Annotated in this window: 9 protein-coding genes; 5 read left to right on the top strand and 4 right to left on the bottom strand. The window is 47.7% G+C overall.

Going from position 1 to position 17,740, the window contains the following annotated elements:
• Window positions 1-701: 701 nt before the first annotated feature.
• The gene (locus JT717_RS24930) at window positions 702-7,139 is read left to right on the top strand and encodes a HAMP domain-containing protein (protein ID WP_205513792.1); all 6,438 of its coding nucleotides are present in this window, start codon (window positions 702-704) and stop codon (window positions 7,137-7,139) included.
• Between the two features lie 69 nt (window positions 7,140-7,208).
• Window positions 7,209-8,504 carry a response regulator gene (locus tag JT717_RS24925; protein ID WP_240348410.1) on the top strand — a complete coding sequence of 432 codons (1,296 nt, stop codon included), beginning with the start codon at window positions 7,209-7,211 and terminating at the stop codon, window positions 8,502-8,504.
• A gap of 132 nt (window positions 8,505-8,636) precedes the next feature.
• On the opposite strand, the gene JT717_RS24920 is transcribed toward JT717_RS24925, so the two are convergent.
• Window positions 8,637-9,086 carry a response regulator gene (locus JT717_RS24920; RefSeq protein WP_205513791.1) on the bottom strand — a complete coding sequence of 150 codons (450 nt, stop codon included), beginning with the start codon at window positions 9,084-9,086 and terminating at the stop codon, window positions 8,637-8,639.
• Window positions 9,087-9,262: 176 nt separating this feature from the next.
• Between JT717_RS24920 and JT717_RS24915 the strand changes: the two genes are divergently transcribed.
• The gene (locus tag JT717_RS24915; protein ID WP_205513790.1) at window positions 9,263-9,568 is read left to right on the top strand and encodes a hypothetical protein; all 306 of its coding nucleotides are present in this window, start codon (window positions 9,263-9,265) and stop codon (window positions 9,566-9,568) included.
• A gap of 204 nt (window positions 9,569-9,772) precedes the next feature.
• Here the strand turns inward: JT717_RS24915 and nagB are convergent, their stop codons facing one another.
• The 3 genes from nagB to JT717_RS24900 all read right to left on the bottom strand — a co-directional run bounded on the left by nagB (window position 9,773) and on the right by JT717_RS24900 (window position 15,602).
• Complete coding sequence (nagB, locus tag JT717_RS24910; protein ID WP_205513789.1) at window positions 9,773-11,680, bottom strand: glucosamine-6-phosphate deaminase; 1,908 nt, start codon at window positions 11,678-11,680, stop codon at window positions 9,773-9,775.
• Window positions 11,681-11,825: 145 nt separating this feature from the next.
• A complete protein-coding gene (locus JT717_RS24905) occupies window positions 11,826-13,403 on the bottom strand; it encodes a beta-N-acetylhexosaminidase (protein WP_205513787.1) in 1,578 nt (525 codons plus the stop codon).
• 300 nt (window positions 13,404-13,703) lie between these two features.
• On the bottom strand, window positions 13,704-15,602 hold the full coding sequence (locus tag JT717_RS24900; protein WP_205513786.1) for a CocE/NonD family hydrolase: 1,899 nt from the start codon (window positions 15,600-15,602) through the stop codon (window positions 13,704-13,706).
• Between the two features lie 104 nt (window positions 15,603-15,706).
• On the opposite strand from JT717_RS24900, the gene JT717_RS24895 reads away from it, so the two are divergent.
• Window positions 15,707-16,735, top strand: coding sequence for a glycosylasparaginase (locus JT717_RS24895; protein WP_205513784.1), 1,029 nt, complete (start codon window positions 15,707-15,709; stop codon window positions 16,733-16,735).
• Window positions 16,736-16,917: 182 nt separating this feature from the next.
• A complete protein-coding gene (locus tag JT717_RS24890) occupies window positions 16,918-17,646 on the top strand; it encodes a copper homeostasis protein CutC (RefSeq protein WP_205513782.1) in 729 nt (242 codons plus the stop codon).
• The last annotated feature ends 94 nt before the right edge of the window (window positions 17,647-17,740 follow it).

The raw sequence follows: 17,740 nt of genomic DNA, 5'->3' as shown, positions 1-17,740 counted from the left end.
TGTTGTAGGTATGCTATATATGCACGAAGAGAAAGCGACTGCACCAGCTAAAGGTAAGGGAATTTTCCCCCAATCAATTATGAAATCGGATTTAATATTTTGCAAATTATAACAGTATATAACAGCCGTTTTTTTAACTGATGGCCGTGAAAAAGGATGACGCTTTTGACGTTTATCGCCAAACAATGCTTGATCCTTTCCCGTATTCATCTTCCCTCAAAGGCGATTTCAGAAGACAGTCCATCACCTTTATCCATTGCCCTGATTTTTTTTAAAAAAAAGTCATTGCAGCGCTTCGTGCCGCCTCTGCAGGAGCATTTCAATCATGTATAATCGATTCATATGGAGTATTTATGTAATCTTTGCCGGGGGCTGGTCCCGGAATTAAATAGAGGGGGTTTACACGCTTACGATATCATTCCACAAGGTTCGTTTGGGTAATGCTTTGCCCAATTTGGGGTTGCATGGCCTAAATGGGGCGTTTATATATCTTTTTTCTAACTGTTTATGATAAAAAATGCAGCAATAGCCATATGAAATATTACAAAAAAAACGGAACGCTGTTTGAGACAATATCCGGCACAATTGTACCGTGCTCGTCTTCTGACCTGAAACATCGAATGTTAGCCGACCAGCCTCAGTACATGCTCTCTGATCACCATGTTCCTAAATTTAAAAGTAAATACTAAAAATACCTGATTATGGCGCGTTCAAAACCCAGCACTACCCGCTCAAACCGGCAAGATGTAGCAGCGGCGGTACCTGCCAATGGAAAGATCACTCCAGCTAAAAAGAAAGCTAAGTTCATAGTAGAAGAAGAAACGGAGGGCACCCAGCGTCAGCTGAACGGTGTACTCGACTCCCGTGAGCTGTTGCATGTGCTTACACAGGTGAAGAATGGCAATTTCAGTGTGCGGATGCCCATCGACCAGGTGGGGCTGAGCGGTAAGATCTGCGATACGCTCAATGAGATCATTTCGCTCAATGAGAAAATGATGATGGAGTTTACCCGCGCCGGTAATACCATTGGTAAACAGGGTAAGCTGAACCAGCGTATCGAGCTGCCGAACGCGCGCGGCGCCTGGCGAACCGGCGTTGAATCGCTGAATATCCTGATCTCCGACCTCGTGCATCCCACCATCGAGATCGCCGATGTGATCAGCTCGGTGGCAAAAGGGAACCTGTCGAAAGAAATGCCGCTCGAAATAGGCGGTCACGTATTGCAGGGAGAATTCGCCACCATTGCCAAGGAGGTGAACGACATGGTGAAACAGCTGAACCTCTTCTCCATGGAGGTGACCCGCGTGGCGCGCGAAGTAGGTTCGGAAGGTAAACTGGGCGGCCAGGCGAAAGTAAAAGGGGTAGGCGGGGTATGGAAAGACCTGACCGACTCCGTGAACCAGATGGCCAGTAACCTGACGGTGCAGGTACGTAACATCGCCGAGGTGACCACGGCGGTGGCAAAAGGCGACCTGTCGAAAAAGATCACGGTAGACGTAAAAGGGGAGATCCTGGAGCTGAAGAATACCATCAATACGATGGTGGATCAGCTGAACTCTTTCTCCAGTGAGGTAACCCGGGTGGCGCTGGAAGTAGGTACCGAAGGTAAACTGGGTGGGCAGGCGCAGGTAAAAGGGGTTGCCGGAACCTGGAAAGACCTTACCGACTCGGTGAACCAGATGGCCAGTAACCTTACCGGCCAGGTGCGGAACATCGCCGAGGTGACTACCGCGGTGGCAAAGGGTGACCTGAGCCGTAAGATCACGGTAGACGTAAAAGGTGAGATCCTGGAGTTGAAAAATACGATCAATACCATGGTGGACCAGCTGAACTCTTTCTCGGCCGAGGTAACGCGTGTGGCGCGTGAAGTAGGTTCGGAAGGTAAGCTGGGCGGCCAGGCAAAAATAAAAGGGGTAGGTGGGGTATGGAAAGACCTTACCGACTCGGTGAACCAGATGGCCAGTAACCTTACCGGCCAGGTGCGGAACATCGCCGAGGTGACTACCGCGGTGGCAAAGGGTGACCTGAGCCGCAAGATCACGGTAGACGTAAGGGGTGAGATCTTAGAGCTTAAAAATACCATCAATACGATGGTTGACCAGCTGAACTCGTTCTCTTCTGAGGTAACCCGTGTGGCCCTGGAAGTAGGTACCGAAGGTAAACTGGGCGGACAGGCACAGGTAAAAGGGGTAGCCGGAACCTGGAAGGACCTTACCGACTCGGTGAACCAGATGGCCAGTAACCTTACCGGCCAGGTACGTAACATCGCGGAGGTAACCACCGCCGTGGCAAAGGGTGACCTTAGCCGTAAGATCACCGTGGATGTGCGAGGTGAGATCCTGGAGCTTAAAAATACCATCAACACGATGGTGGACCAGCTGAACTCTTTTGGTTCGGAAGTAACACGCGTGGCGCGTGAGGTGGGTTCAGAAGGTAAACTGGGCGGACAGGCCGACGTGCCTGGTGTTGGCGGAACCTGGAAAGACTTAACGGATAGCGTAAATAAAATGGCGAGTAACCTTACCGGCCAGGTGCGTAACATCGCTGAAGTTACCACCGCGGTGGCGAACGGTGACCTTAGCCGGAAGATCGATGTGGATGTAAAAGGCGAGATCCTCGAGTTGAAGAACACCATCAATACGATGGTGGACCAGCTGCGCGGTTTCGCTTCGGAAGTAACGCGTGTGGCGCGCGAAGTGGGTTCGGAAGGTAAACTGGGTGGCCAGGCCGAAGTACGTGGTGTGGCCGGAACCTGGAAAGACCTTACCGATTCGGTGAATATGATGGCCAGTAACCTTACCGGCCAGGTACGTAATATTGCCGAGGTGACCACGGCGGTGGCGAAGGGTGACCTTAGCCGTAAGATCACCGTGGACGTGCGCGGTGAGATCCTGGAGCTCAAAAATACCATCAATACGATGGTGGACCAGCTGAACGGTTTCGCATCCGAGGTAACGCGTGTGGCGCGTGAAGTGGGATCGGAAGGTAAGCTGGGCGGTCAGGCCGACGTACCGGGTGTGGCCGGAACCTGGAAAGACTTAACGGATAGCGTAAATAAAATGGCGAGTAACCTTACCTCGCAGGTGCGTAACATCGCTGAAGTTACCACCGCGGTGGCGAATGGTGACCTTAGCCGCAAGATCGATGTGAATGTAAAAGGCGAGATCCTGGAGCTGAAGAATACCATCAATACGATGGTGGACCAGCTGCGCGGTTTCGCGTCGGAAGTAACGCGTGTGGCGCGTGAAGTAGGTACGGAAGGTAAACTGGGTGGACAGGCGAACGTACCGGGTGTGGCCGGTACTTGGAAAGACCTTACCGACTCGGTAAACCAGATGGCCGGTAATCTTACCGCCCAGGTGCGTAATATTGCCGAGGTGGCCATTGCGGTGGCGAACGGTGACATGTCAAAGAAGATCACGGTGGACGTACGCGGTGAGATCCTGCAGCTGAAAGAAACCCTGAACACGATGGTGGACCAGCTGCGTGCCTTCGCATCTGAAGTAACGCGTGTGGCGCGGGAGGTAGGTACCGATGGTAAACTGGGCGGTCAGGCCTTTGTGCCTGGTGTGGCCGGAACCTGGAAAGACCTTACCGACTCCGTGAACCAGATGACCGGTAACCTTACCGACCAGGTGCGTAACATTGCTGAAGTGACCAAGGCGGTGGCCAGCGGCGACCTTTCGAAGACCGTGGCCATCGACGTAAAAGGCGAGATCCTCGATCTGAAGAATACCATCAATACGATGGTGGACCAGCTGCGTGGTTTCGCATCGGAAGTAACGCGTGTGGCGCGCGAGGTAGGTACCGAAGGTAAACTGGGTGGCCAGGCCGAAGTACGTGGTGTGGCCGGAACCTGGAAAGACCTTACCGATAGTGTGAACATGATGGCCAGTAACCTTACCAACCAGGTGCGTGGTATCGCCAAGGTGGTGACCGCCGTGGCAACCGGTAACCTGAAACAGAAACTGACCATTGTATCGCGTGGTGAGGTAGCGCAGCTGATCGATACCATCAACGAAATGATCGATACGCTGGCCACCTTTGCCGACCAGGTAACTACGGTGGCCCGCGAGGTGGGTGTTGAAGGGCGTTTGGGCGGTCAGGCCAGTGTGCCTGGTGCGAGCGGTATCTGGAAGAACCTTACCGAGAACGTGAACCAGCTGGCGCAGAACCTTACCACCCAGGTGCGGTCAATCTCTGAAGTGGCGTCGGCGGTAACGAAAGGTGACCTTACCCGAACCATTCGCGTGGAAGCGAAAGGCGAGGTGGAAGCCCTGAAAGATACCATCAACCAGATGATCACCAACCTGCGCGAAACAACATTACGTAACCAGGAGCAGGACTGGCTGAAATCGAACCTGGCCAAATTCGGTCAGATGTTGCAGGGCCAGCGCGACCTGAAAACAGTAACGCAGAAAATATTATCAGAGCTGGCGCGGGTAGTAAGTGCGCATTTCGGCGCCTTCTATATCCTGAAACAGGAAGAAGACAGCCAGCACGTAAAACTGAGCCTCTTTGCCGCTTATGGTTATAAATCAGACAAGAACTTCCAGACCGAATTCTCCATTGGCGAAGGGCTGGTAGGGCAGGTGGCCTTTGAAAAAGAAAGGATCATCCTCTCCAATGTACCGGCCAATTACATCCGCATCAGTTCTGCATTAGGTAAAGCCAAACCAGCCAACGTGATCATCCTGCCGGTATTGTTCGAGAACAACGTGAAAGCGGTTATTGAGCTGGCCTCGCTGGATACTTTCAGCCAAACCCACCTCGACTTCCTGAGCCAGTTAACGGAAAGTATCGGTATCGTGTTGAACACCATCGAAGCGAATACCCGTACCGAAGAACTGCTGGCCCAGTCGCAATCACTGGCCAGTGAGCTGAAAGTACAACAGGAAGAGCTGCGCAGGACCAACGATGAGCTGCAGGATAAAGCGCTGCTGCTGGTTAAACAGAAGAACGAAGTGGAAGCCAAGAACAAGGAAGTGGAAGAAGCCCGCCGCTCGCTGGAAGAAAAAGCAGAACAGTTAACACTTACCTCGAAGTATAAATCAGAGTTCCTGGCGAATATGTCGCACGAGCTGCGTACGCCATTGAACAGTTTGCTCATCCTGGCGCAGCAGCTGTATGAGAATGCCGAAGGCAATTTAACGGAGAAGCAGATCCGTTATGCGAAAACCATTCACTCCTGCGGTGATGACCTCATACAACTGATCAATGATATCCTCGATCTGTCGAAGATCGAATCAGGGTTCATTACCGCCAATATTGCGCCGGTACGTTTCTTCGAGATCACTTCATTTGTGGAAACAACCTTCAAGCCTATTGCAGAAGCACGTCATCTGCGCTTTACCATAGAAACAGATACCCGCCTGCCGGAAACCATGGAAACCGATATACAACGGTTGAACCAGATCCTGAAGAACCTGTTGTCGAACTCCTTCAAGTTTACTGAGAAAGGGGAGGTGAAGCTGAAGATCTATGAAGCCAACCGCAACTGGAAACCCGGCAATACATCACTCGATACGGCCCAGCGCGTGGTAGCTTTTGCCATCAACGATACCGGTATCGGTATCCCGCTGGAAAAACAAAGCATCATCTTTGAGGCCTTCCAGCAGGCAGAAGGAAGCACCAGCCGTAAATATGGTGGAACGGGCCTGGGATTATCCATCAGCCGCGGTTTAACCGAACTGTTAGGCGGTACCATTGAGCTGGATAGTACACCGGGTCAGGGAAGTACATTCACCCTCTTCCTGCCCATCGAAAATGTGTCGGGCGTGGTGACCCGCGAAGCGCCGGCCAACCTTTCAGAGTACCAGTACCAGTTAGGAACCGATAGCGGGGAAATCGATACCCTGCTCAATTCGATCCGTGTTACCGGCGAAGGCGCAGATGCAAGCGGCCTGCATATCGTAAGCGAAATGATCAACGATACCGGCGACGACCGCAACAATGTGCAGCCAAATGAAAAAGCGATCCTGATCGTGGAAGACGATATCCGCTTTGGCAAGATCATTATAGAAAAGGCGCATCAGTACGGGTTAAAAGCCATTGTAGCCACCAACTACATCGAAGTGTTCGACTTTATCAACCGCTTTACGCCGATTGCCATCACCCTCGATGTGAAGCTGCCCGATACCAGCGGCTGGAAAGTGATGGAGCTCCTGCGTAATGACCTTAGTTACCGGCATATACCCATTCATTTGATCTCGGGTGAAGAGAACCGGGCACTGGCATTAAAACGCGGTGCCCGCAGTTTCCGGTTAAAACCATTGGACAATGAATCGCTCAATGACCTCTTCGATGACATTATAGCCTTCAACAAAAAAGAGGTGAAGCAGATCCTTGTTGTAGAGGATAATGAGGTAGATGCCTCGCAGATCGTTAAATTGCTGAGCTCCGATAATATGCAGGTAACGCTGGCCGAAACCGGTGAAAAAGCCATGCATGATATCAATAGCAAAGATTTCGATTGCATCATCCTCGATTACTCCCTGCCCGACCTGCCGGGAAATGAGGTGGTTAAGCAGGTGGCTGAAAATAAACCCAGGCTTACGCCGATAATTATGTATTCAGCCAAGGAGTTCAATAAAAAAGAATTGCAGCAGCTGAACAATGTATCCAGTAAAATTCTGCTGAAAGGGGTAAATTCACTGGAACACCTGCTCGAAGAGACCATCCTGCACCTGCACATCAACCACAAAGACCTGCAGGCCGACAAGCGGAAGATCATTGAGAATATCCGGAAGAAAGAAGATATTCTTACCGGCAAAAATATTCTGGTGGTAGACGATGATGTGAGGAACCTCTTCGCACTAACAACGGTATTTGAGCGTTATAATATCAATGTGATCACGGCCGAGAGTGGTAAGGAGGCCATAAATATCATCAGGGAAGACAATCCGAAAATTGATATGGTGCTGATGGATATCATGATGCCTGAAATGGACGGTTATGAGACCACCCAAAAAATACGGCGGGAGCATAAGAACAGTACCTTGCCGATCATAGCTGTTACGGCTAAAGCGATGAAAGGCGACAGACAGAAATGTATAGAAGCAGGTGCGTCGGATTATATTACCAAACCCTTAAAGATCGATCAATTACTTTCATTAATGAGAGTATGGTTCTATAAATAAGTAGTAAGCGTGCTTTTTGTATTTTCATTAGCAGATTAACACATTAGCAAATTAGCACATTGACCTTTTATGCGTCCAAAAATTCTGTTAGTTGATGACCGCGAAGATAATTTGATGTCTATGGAAGCCATTCTGGCTCCCGATGGATATGCTCTTGTTAAGGCCAGCTCAGGTAGCCAGGCATTGAAGATCTTGTTGAGTGAAATTGACTTTGCGCTTATCTTGATGGATGTGAAAATGCCCAACCTGAACGGATTTGAAACGGCAGCGCTTATCTATGAACGCGAAAAACTGAAACATATTCCCATCATATTTATTACCGCCAATAACTATGGTGAAGAGAATATCTACAAGGGGTACCGGATGGGGGCGATAGACTATATTTATAAACCCATCAATTCAGACCTCTTGCGGGCAAAAGTGAGCGTGCTCGTTGATCTGTACCGGAAAAACCACCGGCTCATAGAGCAGGAAAAGCGGCTTACCATAATCAACCGGAACCTCGAAATGGAAGTGACTGAACGAAAAGCCTCCGAAGAGCGGGTGAAAGAGCTGAACCGGCAGCTGCTCGAAAATATTGCCCTGCTGGAATCGGCCAACCGCGACCTCGACCGTTTTGCGTTCATGGCCTCCCACGACCTGCAGGAACCATTGCGTAAGATCCGCACATTTAGCGATCTCCTGTTTGTAAAGTACCAGTCGGTGCTCGATAACCCGGCAGTAAATTATATTAACCGGATTCAGAACGCCGCTGTGCGCATGCAAACGCTGATCAGCGATATCCTGGCCTTCTCGCGGATAAATAATGAAAAAGATACATTTGTTCATTACAATCTCAATCTTATTCTGCAGGAGGCGATGGATGAACTGGATGCAACCATCCAGGAAAAAAAGGCCAGTATCCAAATCCAGGAACTGCCTTCGATCGATGTGAACCCCGGGCTTATGCGCCCGCTTTTTGAGAACCTGCTGAGCAATGCGTTGAAGTATAGCAAAAAAGATGAACATCCGGTGATCGATATCCGGTCAGAAATTATCACTGCCACCACCTCCAACAAGGAACCCGTAAAATACTGCCGCATCTATGTACAGGACAATGGCATCGGCTTCGACCAGGTATATGCCGAACAGATCTTCGATATGTTCAGGCGCCTGCATGTACATAGTGAGTTTGAAGGCACGGGTATTGGACTGACCCTTTGTAAAAAGATCGTTGAAAAGCACAACGGATTTATTTCGGTGCAAAGCAAGGTGAACAAAGGATCTACCTTTATCATTTCATTGCCCGTACATCAGCCGAACGTTGAAAGTAGTGGTAACACACAGGAGGATGATCCTACATTATTGATGTTAGGGAAAAAATAAGGAAGAGTTTAGTTTATGGTTTGTGGTTTGTAGTTTGTGGTTCTTTAAAGGCTGGCCGCCGAATAATGGCAGGCTTCCCGGATGTCGAATCAACAATAAACTACAAACCACAAACTACAAACTACAAACCGTTTATTGTGGGTTAAGCACGAACATGGAGCGGGGTGGAAAGTACAGTACTTTTTTCCAGTCGATGCTGAATATCTTCTCAAGAATAGCTTTTAATTCCGTTAACGTATGCGGTTTGATCGCATACAAATTCGATCCCTCGCGGTAACAAAACTCAATATTTTGCAGATCACTTAACGAAGAGTATACGATAATGGGAATGGAATCGTATTTCTTGTTAGCCCTGATCTCGCGCAGACATTGTCTTCCATCCTTGCACGGCATTAACAGGTCAAGAAAGACGATATCCGGATTATTTTCGTCCAACAGTTTAAAGAGAATATCGCCGTTCTCTGCCCTTGATAAGATCACCTTAAATGAAAGTTCTTCAATTGCCAGTGAAAAGATCAGGTAGTCTTCGTCGTCATCCTCAGCGATTAGTACATTTGTTGGATACTGATTATAAAAACTCATATATTTTTATTTTTAACCTGCCTTTATATCTTTGGGCAGGAACCTCTAAACCTTATCAGCACTTCTTCAATGCATAAAGCAATAAAATACGACAAAAAAGGAATACCGAAAATACAATCAAAAACCCAAAGGTGGAATACAATTTTTAGGTTATTGCATAATAAAAACAGTACAGTATGCAGGTAGAATCCAGGTATATTATATTGTTTTACGACCATAGCGAGAACGTACTGCCTATGAAACAGTTGTTGCAACATCTCCCTGAACCTGTTGAAGCAGATTTTGTGGAGAATTTTCAACAACTCTTGTTTCACATTGAAAACAGGCTTCCGGATCTTATTATCGTGTATGTTAATGATCCGAAAAAGGGCTATATCGATCGCCTGAAAAGCCTGCGGGTAAATAACGGGATGGATGAGATCCCCGTTTATGTGTTCAACGAATTACCCGACAAACAAACCATCATTGATCTTATGAATTAATGCCTCCTGAGAGTTGAGGAAGGTGTTATATTGAGTAGGGTGTCATCCATTTGGGTGATACCCTATTCTTTTAAAGTAACAGTTACAGGTTCCATGTTACAGGTTACAGGGGGGAGAAAATGCAAAAGGCAATTTCGCAAGAAATTGCCTTTTGCATTGTGTGTTACAGCGTTGGGGTTTCCCTGCAACCTGAAACTTGTAACTCTAAAAATGCCAGCGCACAAATGCTTCCATGGCGGCATATTTTGTAAGTCCTAACTGGGCATACAGGTTGGCGGTATTGGCGTTCCTGTCTTCAGCCCTTTGCCAGAACTCGCGGCTGTCGCTTCCCTGGAAGGGGACCATATCTTTTTGCGACTGGTGAATGAAAATGCCAAAACGCTTTTTCATTACCTGGTCGGGGCTCATAGGAATGGCCATTTCAATTTCACTCAGGTCCCATTCCTGCCAGGCGCCTTTGTACAACCAAACCCAGCAATCTTTCACCCATTCATCACCGGCTGCTTTTATGCGGCGTAATGATTCAAATACGATATCGAGACAAACCTTATGGGTGCCATGCGGATCGGCCAGATCGCCGGCGCAATAGATCTGGTGCGGTTTTATAGAACGTAATAATTCTATAGTAAGTATTACATCTTCTTCACCCATTGGTTTCTTTTCAATGGTGCCTGTTTCATAGAAAGGCAGGTTCTGGAAGTGGATGTTCTCGTCTTTTATACCTACATAACGGCAGGTTGCTTTGGCTTCGCAACGGCGGATCAGTCCTTTTACCGACCTGATCTCGGGGGTATCTATCTGGTTCGACTTCTTGAACCGCAGGTATTGCCGGGCCTGTTCCAGTATGGCTTTTGATTTTTTGCTGTCGACCCCGAACATATCTTCAAAACCTACCGCAAAATCCATGAAGCGGGTAACGAACTCATCGGTTACTGCAATATTACCCGATGTTTGGTAGGCAACATGTACATCATGTCCCTGATCGTGCAGGCGCTGGAAAGTGCCACCCATGGAAATGATATCATCATCGGGGTGGGGGCTGAAGATCACACAACGCTTCGGATAGGGTTTTGTACGTTCAGGATGGTTGGGCAAATGCAGGTCGGGTTTGCCGCCCGGCCAGCCGGTAATGCTGTCACGCAGCATATAATAGACCTGCAGGTTGATCTCATAGGCATCGCCTTTTTCCACCAGCAGATCGCCCAGACCATTGTCACGGTAATCGATATTGGTTAAGCTCAATAAAGGTTTATTCACTTTCAGGGCCATATTCACCACCGCTTTGCGGATCATCTTGGGTGTCCACTCAAGATCGCCGGTAAGCCAGGGTGATTTATAGCGGGTGAGCTCTGCAGCTGCGGCTTCATCTAAAATGAATAAACTTTCATTATGCTGTTGTAATAAAGAGGCCGGTATTTGTTCTGTAACATTATCTTCCACGGCTTTTTGAACAACGGCAGCTTTCGCCGGTCCCCAGGCCATTAATAAAATGCGCTTGGCTTTGAGAATAGAACTGATGCCCATGGTAATGGCGAGGCGGGGCACTTCTGAAATATTGGCGAATTCATGTGAATTGGCAATGCGGGTAGAAGTGTCCAATGTAACCAGCCGGGTGCGGGAGCCGATGCTGGAACCGGGTTCATTAAAACCGATATGTCCATTGTTGCCAATGCCCAGTACCTGCAGGTCGATGCCACCGGCATCTTCGATCATGCGCTCGTATTCCAGGCAATGCGCTTTGATCTTTTCCTTGGGAACTTCACCATTGGGTATATGAATGTTCTTTGGATCGATATCAATATGATCGAACAGATGCGTATGCATAAAGCGATTATAACTTTGCAGCGCATCGTTCTCAATGGGATAATATTCATCCAGGTTAAAAGAGATCACATTTTTAAAGGACAATCCTTCTTCCTTGTGCATTCTTACCAGTTCGGCATACATGGAACGCGGTGTTGAACCGGTTGCAAGGCCTAATACACAGGGCAGGCCGGCCGCTTGTTTGTTGCGGATGAGATCGGCTATTTCCCTGGCGGCGAATTTTGAACCTTCTTTTAGATCGGGATAAATACGTACTGGTATCTTCTCAAACGAATCAACCATGCTCATAAATAATCGGTTTTTATAGTTGCGCTAAATTAAAGTTATTTCCAATATTCGTAGGGAAATGCGGTTGTTTTCGGGTAGAAAATAAGCAAACGATTGTTTTTAGCTAAGTGTGCCACACTTTGGAGATGTTGCACACTTAACAAGTTTACTCAAAAGCTTTATTGTAATTCGCTCCCCATAAAACGTATCGTTTGGTTTGCACCTGCAGGCGTTTTTCGAAATCTTCCCAATTGCGTTTTTCTGCCGGGCTCCATAAAACTTCACTCAATGCACTCAAGCGCGGAAATATCATATACTCCACTTTCTTTGTATTCTTCATGTATTCGGTCCATACATTGCCCTGTGCACCCAGGATATATTTGCTTTCATCGGCACTTAATTCTTTAGGCAATGGCTCATAGCTGTAAGTTTCCTTTACCGGAGTATAACCACCAATGGTTACAGAATCTTCCTGTTTGGTTTGCGAATGATCGAGGTAAACGAAGTTACCGGGCGTCATGATCACATCGTGTTTTTGTTTGGCTGCCTGAATACCACCTTCTTCGCCGCGCCAGCTCATTACCACCGCATTAGGCGCGAGACCGCCTTCCAGGATCTCATCCCAGCCGATCATGGTCTTGCCCTTGCTGTTGATATATTTTTCCATGCGCTGCACGAAATAGCTCTGCAGTTCATGTTCATCTTTCAGTTTGTTATCGGCCATTCTCTTCTGGCATTTAGGACATTTCTTCCAGCTGTCCTTCGGACATTCATCACCACCGATATGTACATATTTGGCGGGGAATAAAGGCATTACCTCATCGAGCACATTTTGTAAAAAGGTAAAGACCGTATCATTACCTGCACAAAATACATCGTTGAAAACGCCCCAGGTTTGTTGTACCTGGTACGGGCCGCCGGTGCAGCCCAGGTGGGGGTAGGCGGTAAGTGCTGCAGATGCGTGACCGGGCATTTCTATTTCAGGAATGACCGTGATATAGCGTTTGGTGGCATAATCTACTATTTCCTTCACTTCTTTCTGTGTATAGAATCCACCATAACGCAGGCTATCGTTGCCTGTACCCGGATAACGGCCAATGATGGTGCCATTGCGCCAGGCGCCCACCTTAGTAAGATTGGGATATTTTTTGATCTCGATGCGCCAGCCCTGGTCATCTGTTAAATGCCAGTGGAAATAATTCATTTTATGCAGCGCGATATAATCGATGTAACGTTTTACAAAACTCAATGGAGCAAAGTGGCGGCTAACATCCAGGTGAAGGCCGCGGTATTGAAAGCGGGGATGATCTTTTATAGTGACATATGCTACAGGTAAGGAATTTGCTTTTTCCGTTGGTAATAATTGCAGCAGTGTTTGTACGCCATAGAAAGTGCCGGTTGCATTATCGCCGCCGATGTATACGCCTTTGGCATTAATTTCCATATTATAAGCACCGGGAACAGGATGATCGAGCCGGTCGAAATTCAGGCGGATGCCAGGTGTTTTACCTGCTTTTTTGGTAATGGGCAGGGTAAAGCCATAGATCTGTTTGAGGTAATCATTCAAAAAACTGGCTGAATTTTCAAGCCCTGATCCTTCCAGGATGATCGGCGTTTTAGCGGTGATCACAAACTGGCCGGCGGTCTCCGGCATCTTCAGTTCAACAGGCTGGGGGATGATGTTTACCTGGGCATACATACTCATACTCAGGAATAAAGAGGCAATGAACCAAACTTTTTTCATAATGCATAAATGATTAATACCCTTTGGCACTTACTAGTGTCAAAACCGGGTGTTTTGTAATGAAAATAAATGAAGTACACCTGCTGGTGTTCAGCCTGGTCTTAAGTGTTGAGAATGTAATGGCTGTGCATCAGCCAACAACAGAGAGAGCGCAATTTACGTTGAAAAGTTGAAAGTTGATACAGTTGATAAGGTTGATAAAGCTGATAAGGACATGCTTATAAATTAAAAAGCGTGACACGGTTTTTAACCATGGCACGCTTAACGGGTAATTCTTTATCAGCTTTTAATGAAAGCAGCTTATTTTAACACCGGAAGAATGATAGCGCTGCTATTGGTTCCATCATGATGGATGCGGATAGTGGCTTTCTGAAAATCGCTGTCACTGCATTCGTAAATGTTTACAAACTTTTGTGGATTGCGGTCAGCGAGCGGAAACCAGCTGCTTTGCACCTGGATCATAAGACGGTGTCCTTTTTTAAAAGTATGCGCAACATCAGGCAATTCAAATTTTACCCGTTCAATTTTGTTGGGTTTGAACGCTTCCGGTGTGGTGAAACTTTTGCGGAAGCGGCCGCGCATGATCTCGCCGCGTACCAGCATCTGGTATCCTCCCATAGGATAGGCGCCGCCTGCATCGCGGCTTTGGTTTACCGTAGCACCCGGATATTTGAAGTCATCAGGGAACACATCGATTACTTTAACAACAAAATCAGCATCTGTTGTGGAAATGCTGGTCAGCAGATCGGCTACTACCGTACCTGCCAGCGTAAGATCATCATTCAAGACCTCCGTTTCAAAAGTCAGTACATCCGGGCGGCGGCTGGCAAAGCGCTGATCATCGGTCATATAATCGCGGGTACGCGTAAAATGCACATCTTCTGTATAAGGAACCGGATGTGCCGGATCGCTGATGTATTCACTGAAACTGTTTTTCGCGGTTAGTTTTTGCCAGGACAGCTTGCCGCCCGGTTGCAGGTAAATGGGCTCGTCTTTTTTAGCGGCCAGCGGCCATGTTTCACAATGTTTCCATTCATTGGAGCCGGTGAAGAATACGGTGGCTTCTGCGATTTTCGGCATTTCGCCTTTTCCTTTCAGGTAATAATTAAAGAAGGGGATCTCGATATTATTCTGGTACCATATACTGGTATTGGAGCCAAATTGCACGTTGCCCAGATGTGTTCCATCTGATGTAATCCATTGGCCATGCCACCACGGACCCATCACCAGTCTGTTATTGTTTTTTGCTTTTTGTTCAATGGCCTGATAGGTTCTCCAGGCGCCAAAACAATCTTCTGCATCATTAGTGCCGCCAACAACGAGCGTGGCAACAGAAGCAGGTATATGATTTACGAAGTTCCTGATATTACGGGCTTGCCACCACTCGTCATAATTGGGATGCGCATACAGGTCTTTCCAGAACTGCAGGCTGTCGCCGGTTAGTTTTCTGAAATTTTGTAAAGCGCCGATGCGTAAATAAGATTCATAATTATCATTAGCCGGAATACGGATAGCATTGCGCGGAGCCACTTTGTAAGGTACCGGGCGAGGGTAACCAAAGCCACCGCTATAGAAAGCGAATGCGTCCATTAAAAAGAACGCACCGTTGTGATGAAAATCATCACCTATAAACCAGTCTGTAACCGGCGCCTGGGGGCTTGCTGCTTTTAATGCCGGATGACCGCTCATAGCGGCCATGGTGGAATAAAAACCGGGGTATGATCCACCCATTACCCCTACATTGCCATTATTGTTCTCAATGTTTTTTATCAGCCAGTCGATGGTATCATAACTATCGCTTGCTTCATCAATATCCTGGGCTGTTTTTTTGTTAGGGTTGAATGGGCGTACATCAACAAAGGTTCCTTCGCTCATCCAGCGGCCGCGCACGTCCTGGGTTACAATGATATAATTTTCCCGGGCATAATAACGGGTATAGCGTTCCCAGAGGCCCGCGTTAAAATTATTCTCTCCATACGGACGACATGAATACGGTGTACGGGTTATTAATATTGGATGTTTTTCGCTGGCGTCTTTCGGAATATAAATAGAGGTGAACAGCTTTGTGCCATCCCGCATGGGAATGTACACTTCTTTCTTTGTATAGTTGTCGCGGATCCAGGCTGAATCCTGCTCGTGCTGAGCATTGACAGAAACCAGTAAATGTAAAGCAAAAATTAAAAGAAATAATTTTCTCATGTTTAGCGCTTAATTTAGATGCTTAAATGTAAGGTGAAAAGTTAACAAGTTAACCACTTAACCAGTTAACCCGTCAACCTGAAAACTTATTAACTTAAAAGACCATGTCAACGCGCAGGAAATTTTTACAGACATCATTCCTTGGATCATTGGGACTGTTCGCCGGAAAAAAAATGATGGCCCAGTCAGCAGGCAGCTATCCTACCATTAAAAACGAACCTATTGTTTTATCTACCTGGGATTTTGGCAAGGCGGCCAATGCCGAAGCCTGGACTATCCTGGGTAAGGGCGGGCGTGCATTGGATGCCGTTGAGGCGGGTGTAAAGATCCCTGAAGCAGATCCCAATAATCAATCGGTGGGTTATGGTGGTTTGCCCGACCGCGATGGCCGGGTTACCCTCGATGCCTGCATCATGGATGAATTCTATAACTGTGGCTCCGTCATGTGCCTCGAGCATGTCAAGCACCCGATTTCGGTTGCCCGCCTGGTTATGGAAAAAACACCGCATGTGATCCTGACGGGTGATGGCGCCCTGCAATTTGCGCTGGCCAATGGTTTTCAAAAGGAGAACCTCCTGACGCCGGAAAGTGAAAAAGCCTGGAAGGAATGGTTAAAGACCTCGAAATACGAACCCATCATTAATATAGAGAACAAGCTGCATAAACCAGCGCCCGGCGGCGAGATGCCCGGTGGCCCGAATAATCATGATACCATTGGAATGATTGCCATGGATGCCAATGGCAATTGCAGCGGCGCCTGCACCACCAGTGGTATGGCCTTCAAAATGCGGGGCCGGGTAGGGGATTCACCGGTAATTGGCGCCGGTTTATATGTTGATAATGAAATAGGCGCTGCCACGGCAACCGGGGTAGGCGAAGAAGTGATCCGCATTGTAGGTTCTCACCTGGTAGTAGAATTGATGCGGCAGGGCCTGGCGCCGGAAGCCGCCTGTAAAAAAGCGGTTGAACGCATTATCAGGCGCAATCCTGCCAAAGCAAAAACTGTGCAGATCGGTTTTATTGCCCTTAATAAAAAAGGACAATACGGCGGCTATGCTTTGCAGAAAGGGTTTACGTATGCTGTCAAAACCGGGAAAGAAGAGAAATTAGTTCAGGCAAAGAGTATATACTGATCGGTTACCGGTTACCGGTTACCAGTTGCCGGTTACCAGTTACCAGTTACCGGTTACCAGTTACGCTGCCGCGCTTAAAACTCGCTATTAAATACAAGTTTAATGTCGCGCGGATAAAAAAGTAAGGACTAGCCGGGTTTAAGGAACAACAAACCATAAACTCGTTCATTTAAAGTAATTCTATGTTATTAGAAGTATGTGCCTTTAATCTACAATCTTCAGTCATTGCGGAACGCGCCGGTGCAAAACGGGTAGAACTCTGCGAGAACCCGGCTGATGGCGGCACTACGCCTTCTTATGGAACCATTAAACAAACCCGCGAAAAGATCAGCATTGCTCTATACCCCATCATCAGGCCCCGGGGTGGTAACTTTTTTTATGATGAGGAAGAGTTTGCGATCATAAAACAGGATATTCTCTTGTGTAAACAGTTGGGCTGCGATGGTATTTCAACAGGGGTGCACAAACTAAATGGCGAGATAGATACCGAACGTTTAAAGCGGATCGTAGAATGGGCTTACCCGATGGGCGTAACCTGTCACCGTGTCTTCGATGCCACACCAGATCCTATGCACGCGCTCGAGCAAATTATTGAGTGCGGATGTGAGCGTGTTTTAACGAGTGGACAAAGATCGACTGCTCCCGAAGGTATGGCTCTGCTAGGGCAACTGGTGCAACAGGCTGCCGGCCGCATCATCATTATGCCCGGTGCCGGTGTACGCTCTGCCAATATTCAATCGCTGATCGAAGGAACAGGCGCTACTGAATTTCATACCTCTGCAAGAATTACTGCGCCCGACCCCGTCACCTTCCGCAATCCCGCCATTCTCGATGCAGGTCCATGGTATATTGCCAATGAAGAGGAATTGAAGAAGATCCTGGAGGTTTTGAATAAGGCCGGGGCGAGTTGACGGGTTGATAAGGTGTATAGAGTTGATAAGTCGTTGGCGAGTTGATAAGGTTATAGAGTCATTAAAGGTTAGTGGACGGGTTGATAGAATTGAT

Origin of the sequence: Longitalea arenae (genome assembly GCF_016924755.1) — a bacterium.
In the GTDB taxonomy this organism is placed as follows: Bacteria; Bacteroidota; Bacteroidia; order Chitinophagales; family Chitinophagaceae; genus Niastella; species Niastella arenae.
This window is presented reverse-complemented; position numbering and strand designations above follow the sequence as displayed.

Bases quoted from the DNA above. Each gene is read 5' to 3' on its own strand.
- JT717_RS24930 (WP_205513792.1), top strand. From the start codon at position 702: ATGGCGCGTTCAAAACCCAGCACTACCCGCTCAAACCGGCAAGATGTA.
- JT717_RS24925 (WP_240348410.1), top strand. From the start codon at position 7,209: ATGCGTCCAAAAATTCTGTTAGTTGATGACCGCGAAGATAATTTGATG.
- JT717_RS24920 (WP_205513791.1), bottom strand. From the start codon at position 9,086: ATGAGTTTTTATAATCAGTATCCAACAAATGTACTAATCGCTGAGGAT.
- JT717_RS24915 (WP_205513790.1), top strand. From the start codon at position 9,263: ATGCAGGTAGAATCCAGGTATATTATATTGTTTTACGACCATAGCGAG.
- nagB (WP_205513789.1), bottom strand. From the start codon at position 11,680: ATGAGCATGGTTGATTCGTTTGAGAAGATACCAGTACGTATTTATCCC.
- JT717_RS24905 (WP_205513787.1), bottom strand. From the start codon at position 13,403: ATGAAAAAAGTTTGGTTCATTGCCTCTTTATTCCTGAGTATGAGTATG.
- JT717_RS24900 (WP_205513786.1), bottom strand. From the start codon at position 15,602: ATGAGAAAATTATTTCTTTTAATTTTTGCTTTACATTTACTGGTTTCT.
- JT717_RS24895 (WP_205513784.1), top strand. From the start codon at position 15,707: ATGTCAACGCGCAGGAAATTTTTACAGACATCATTCCTTGGATCATTG.
- JT717_RS24890 (WP_205513782.1), top strand. From the start codon at position 16,918: ATGTTATTAGAAGTATGTGCCTTTAATCTACAATCTTCAGTCATTGCG.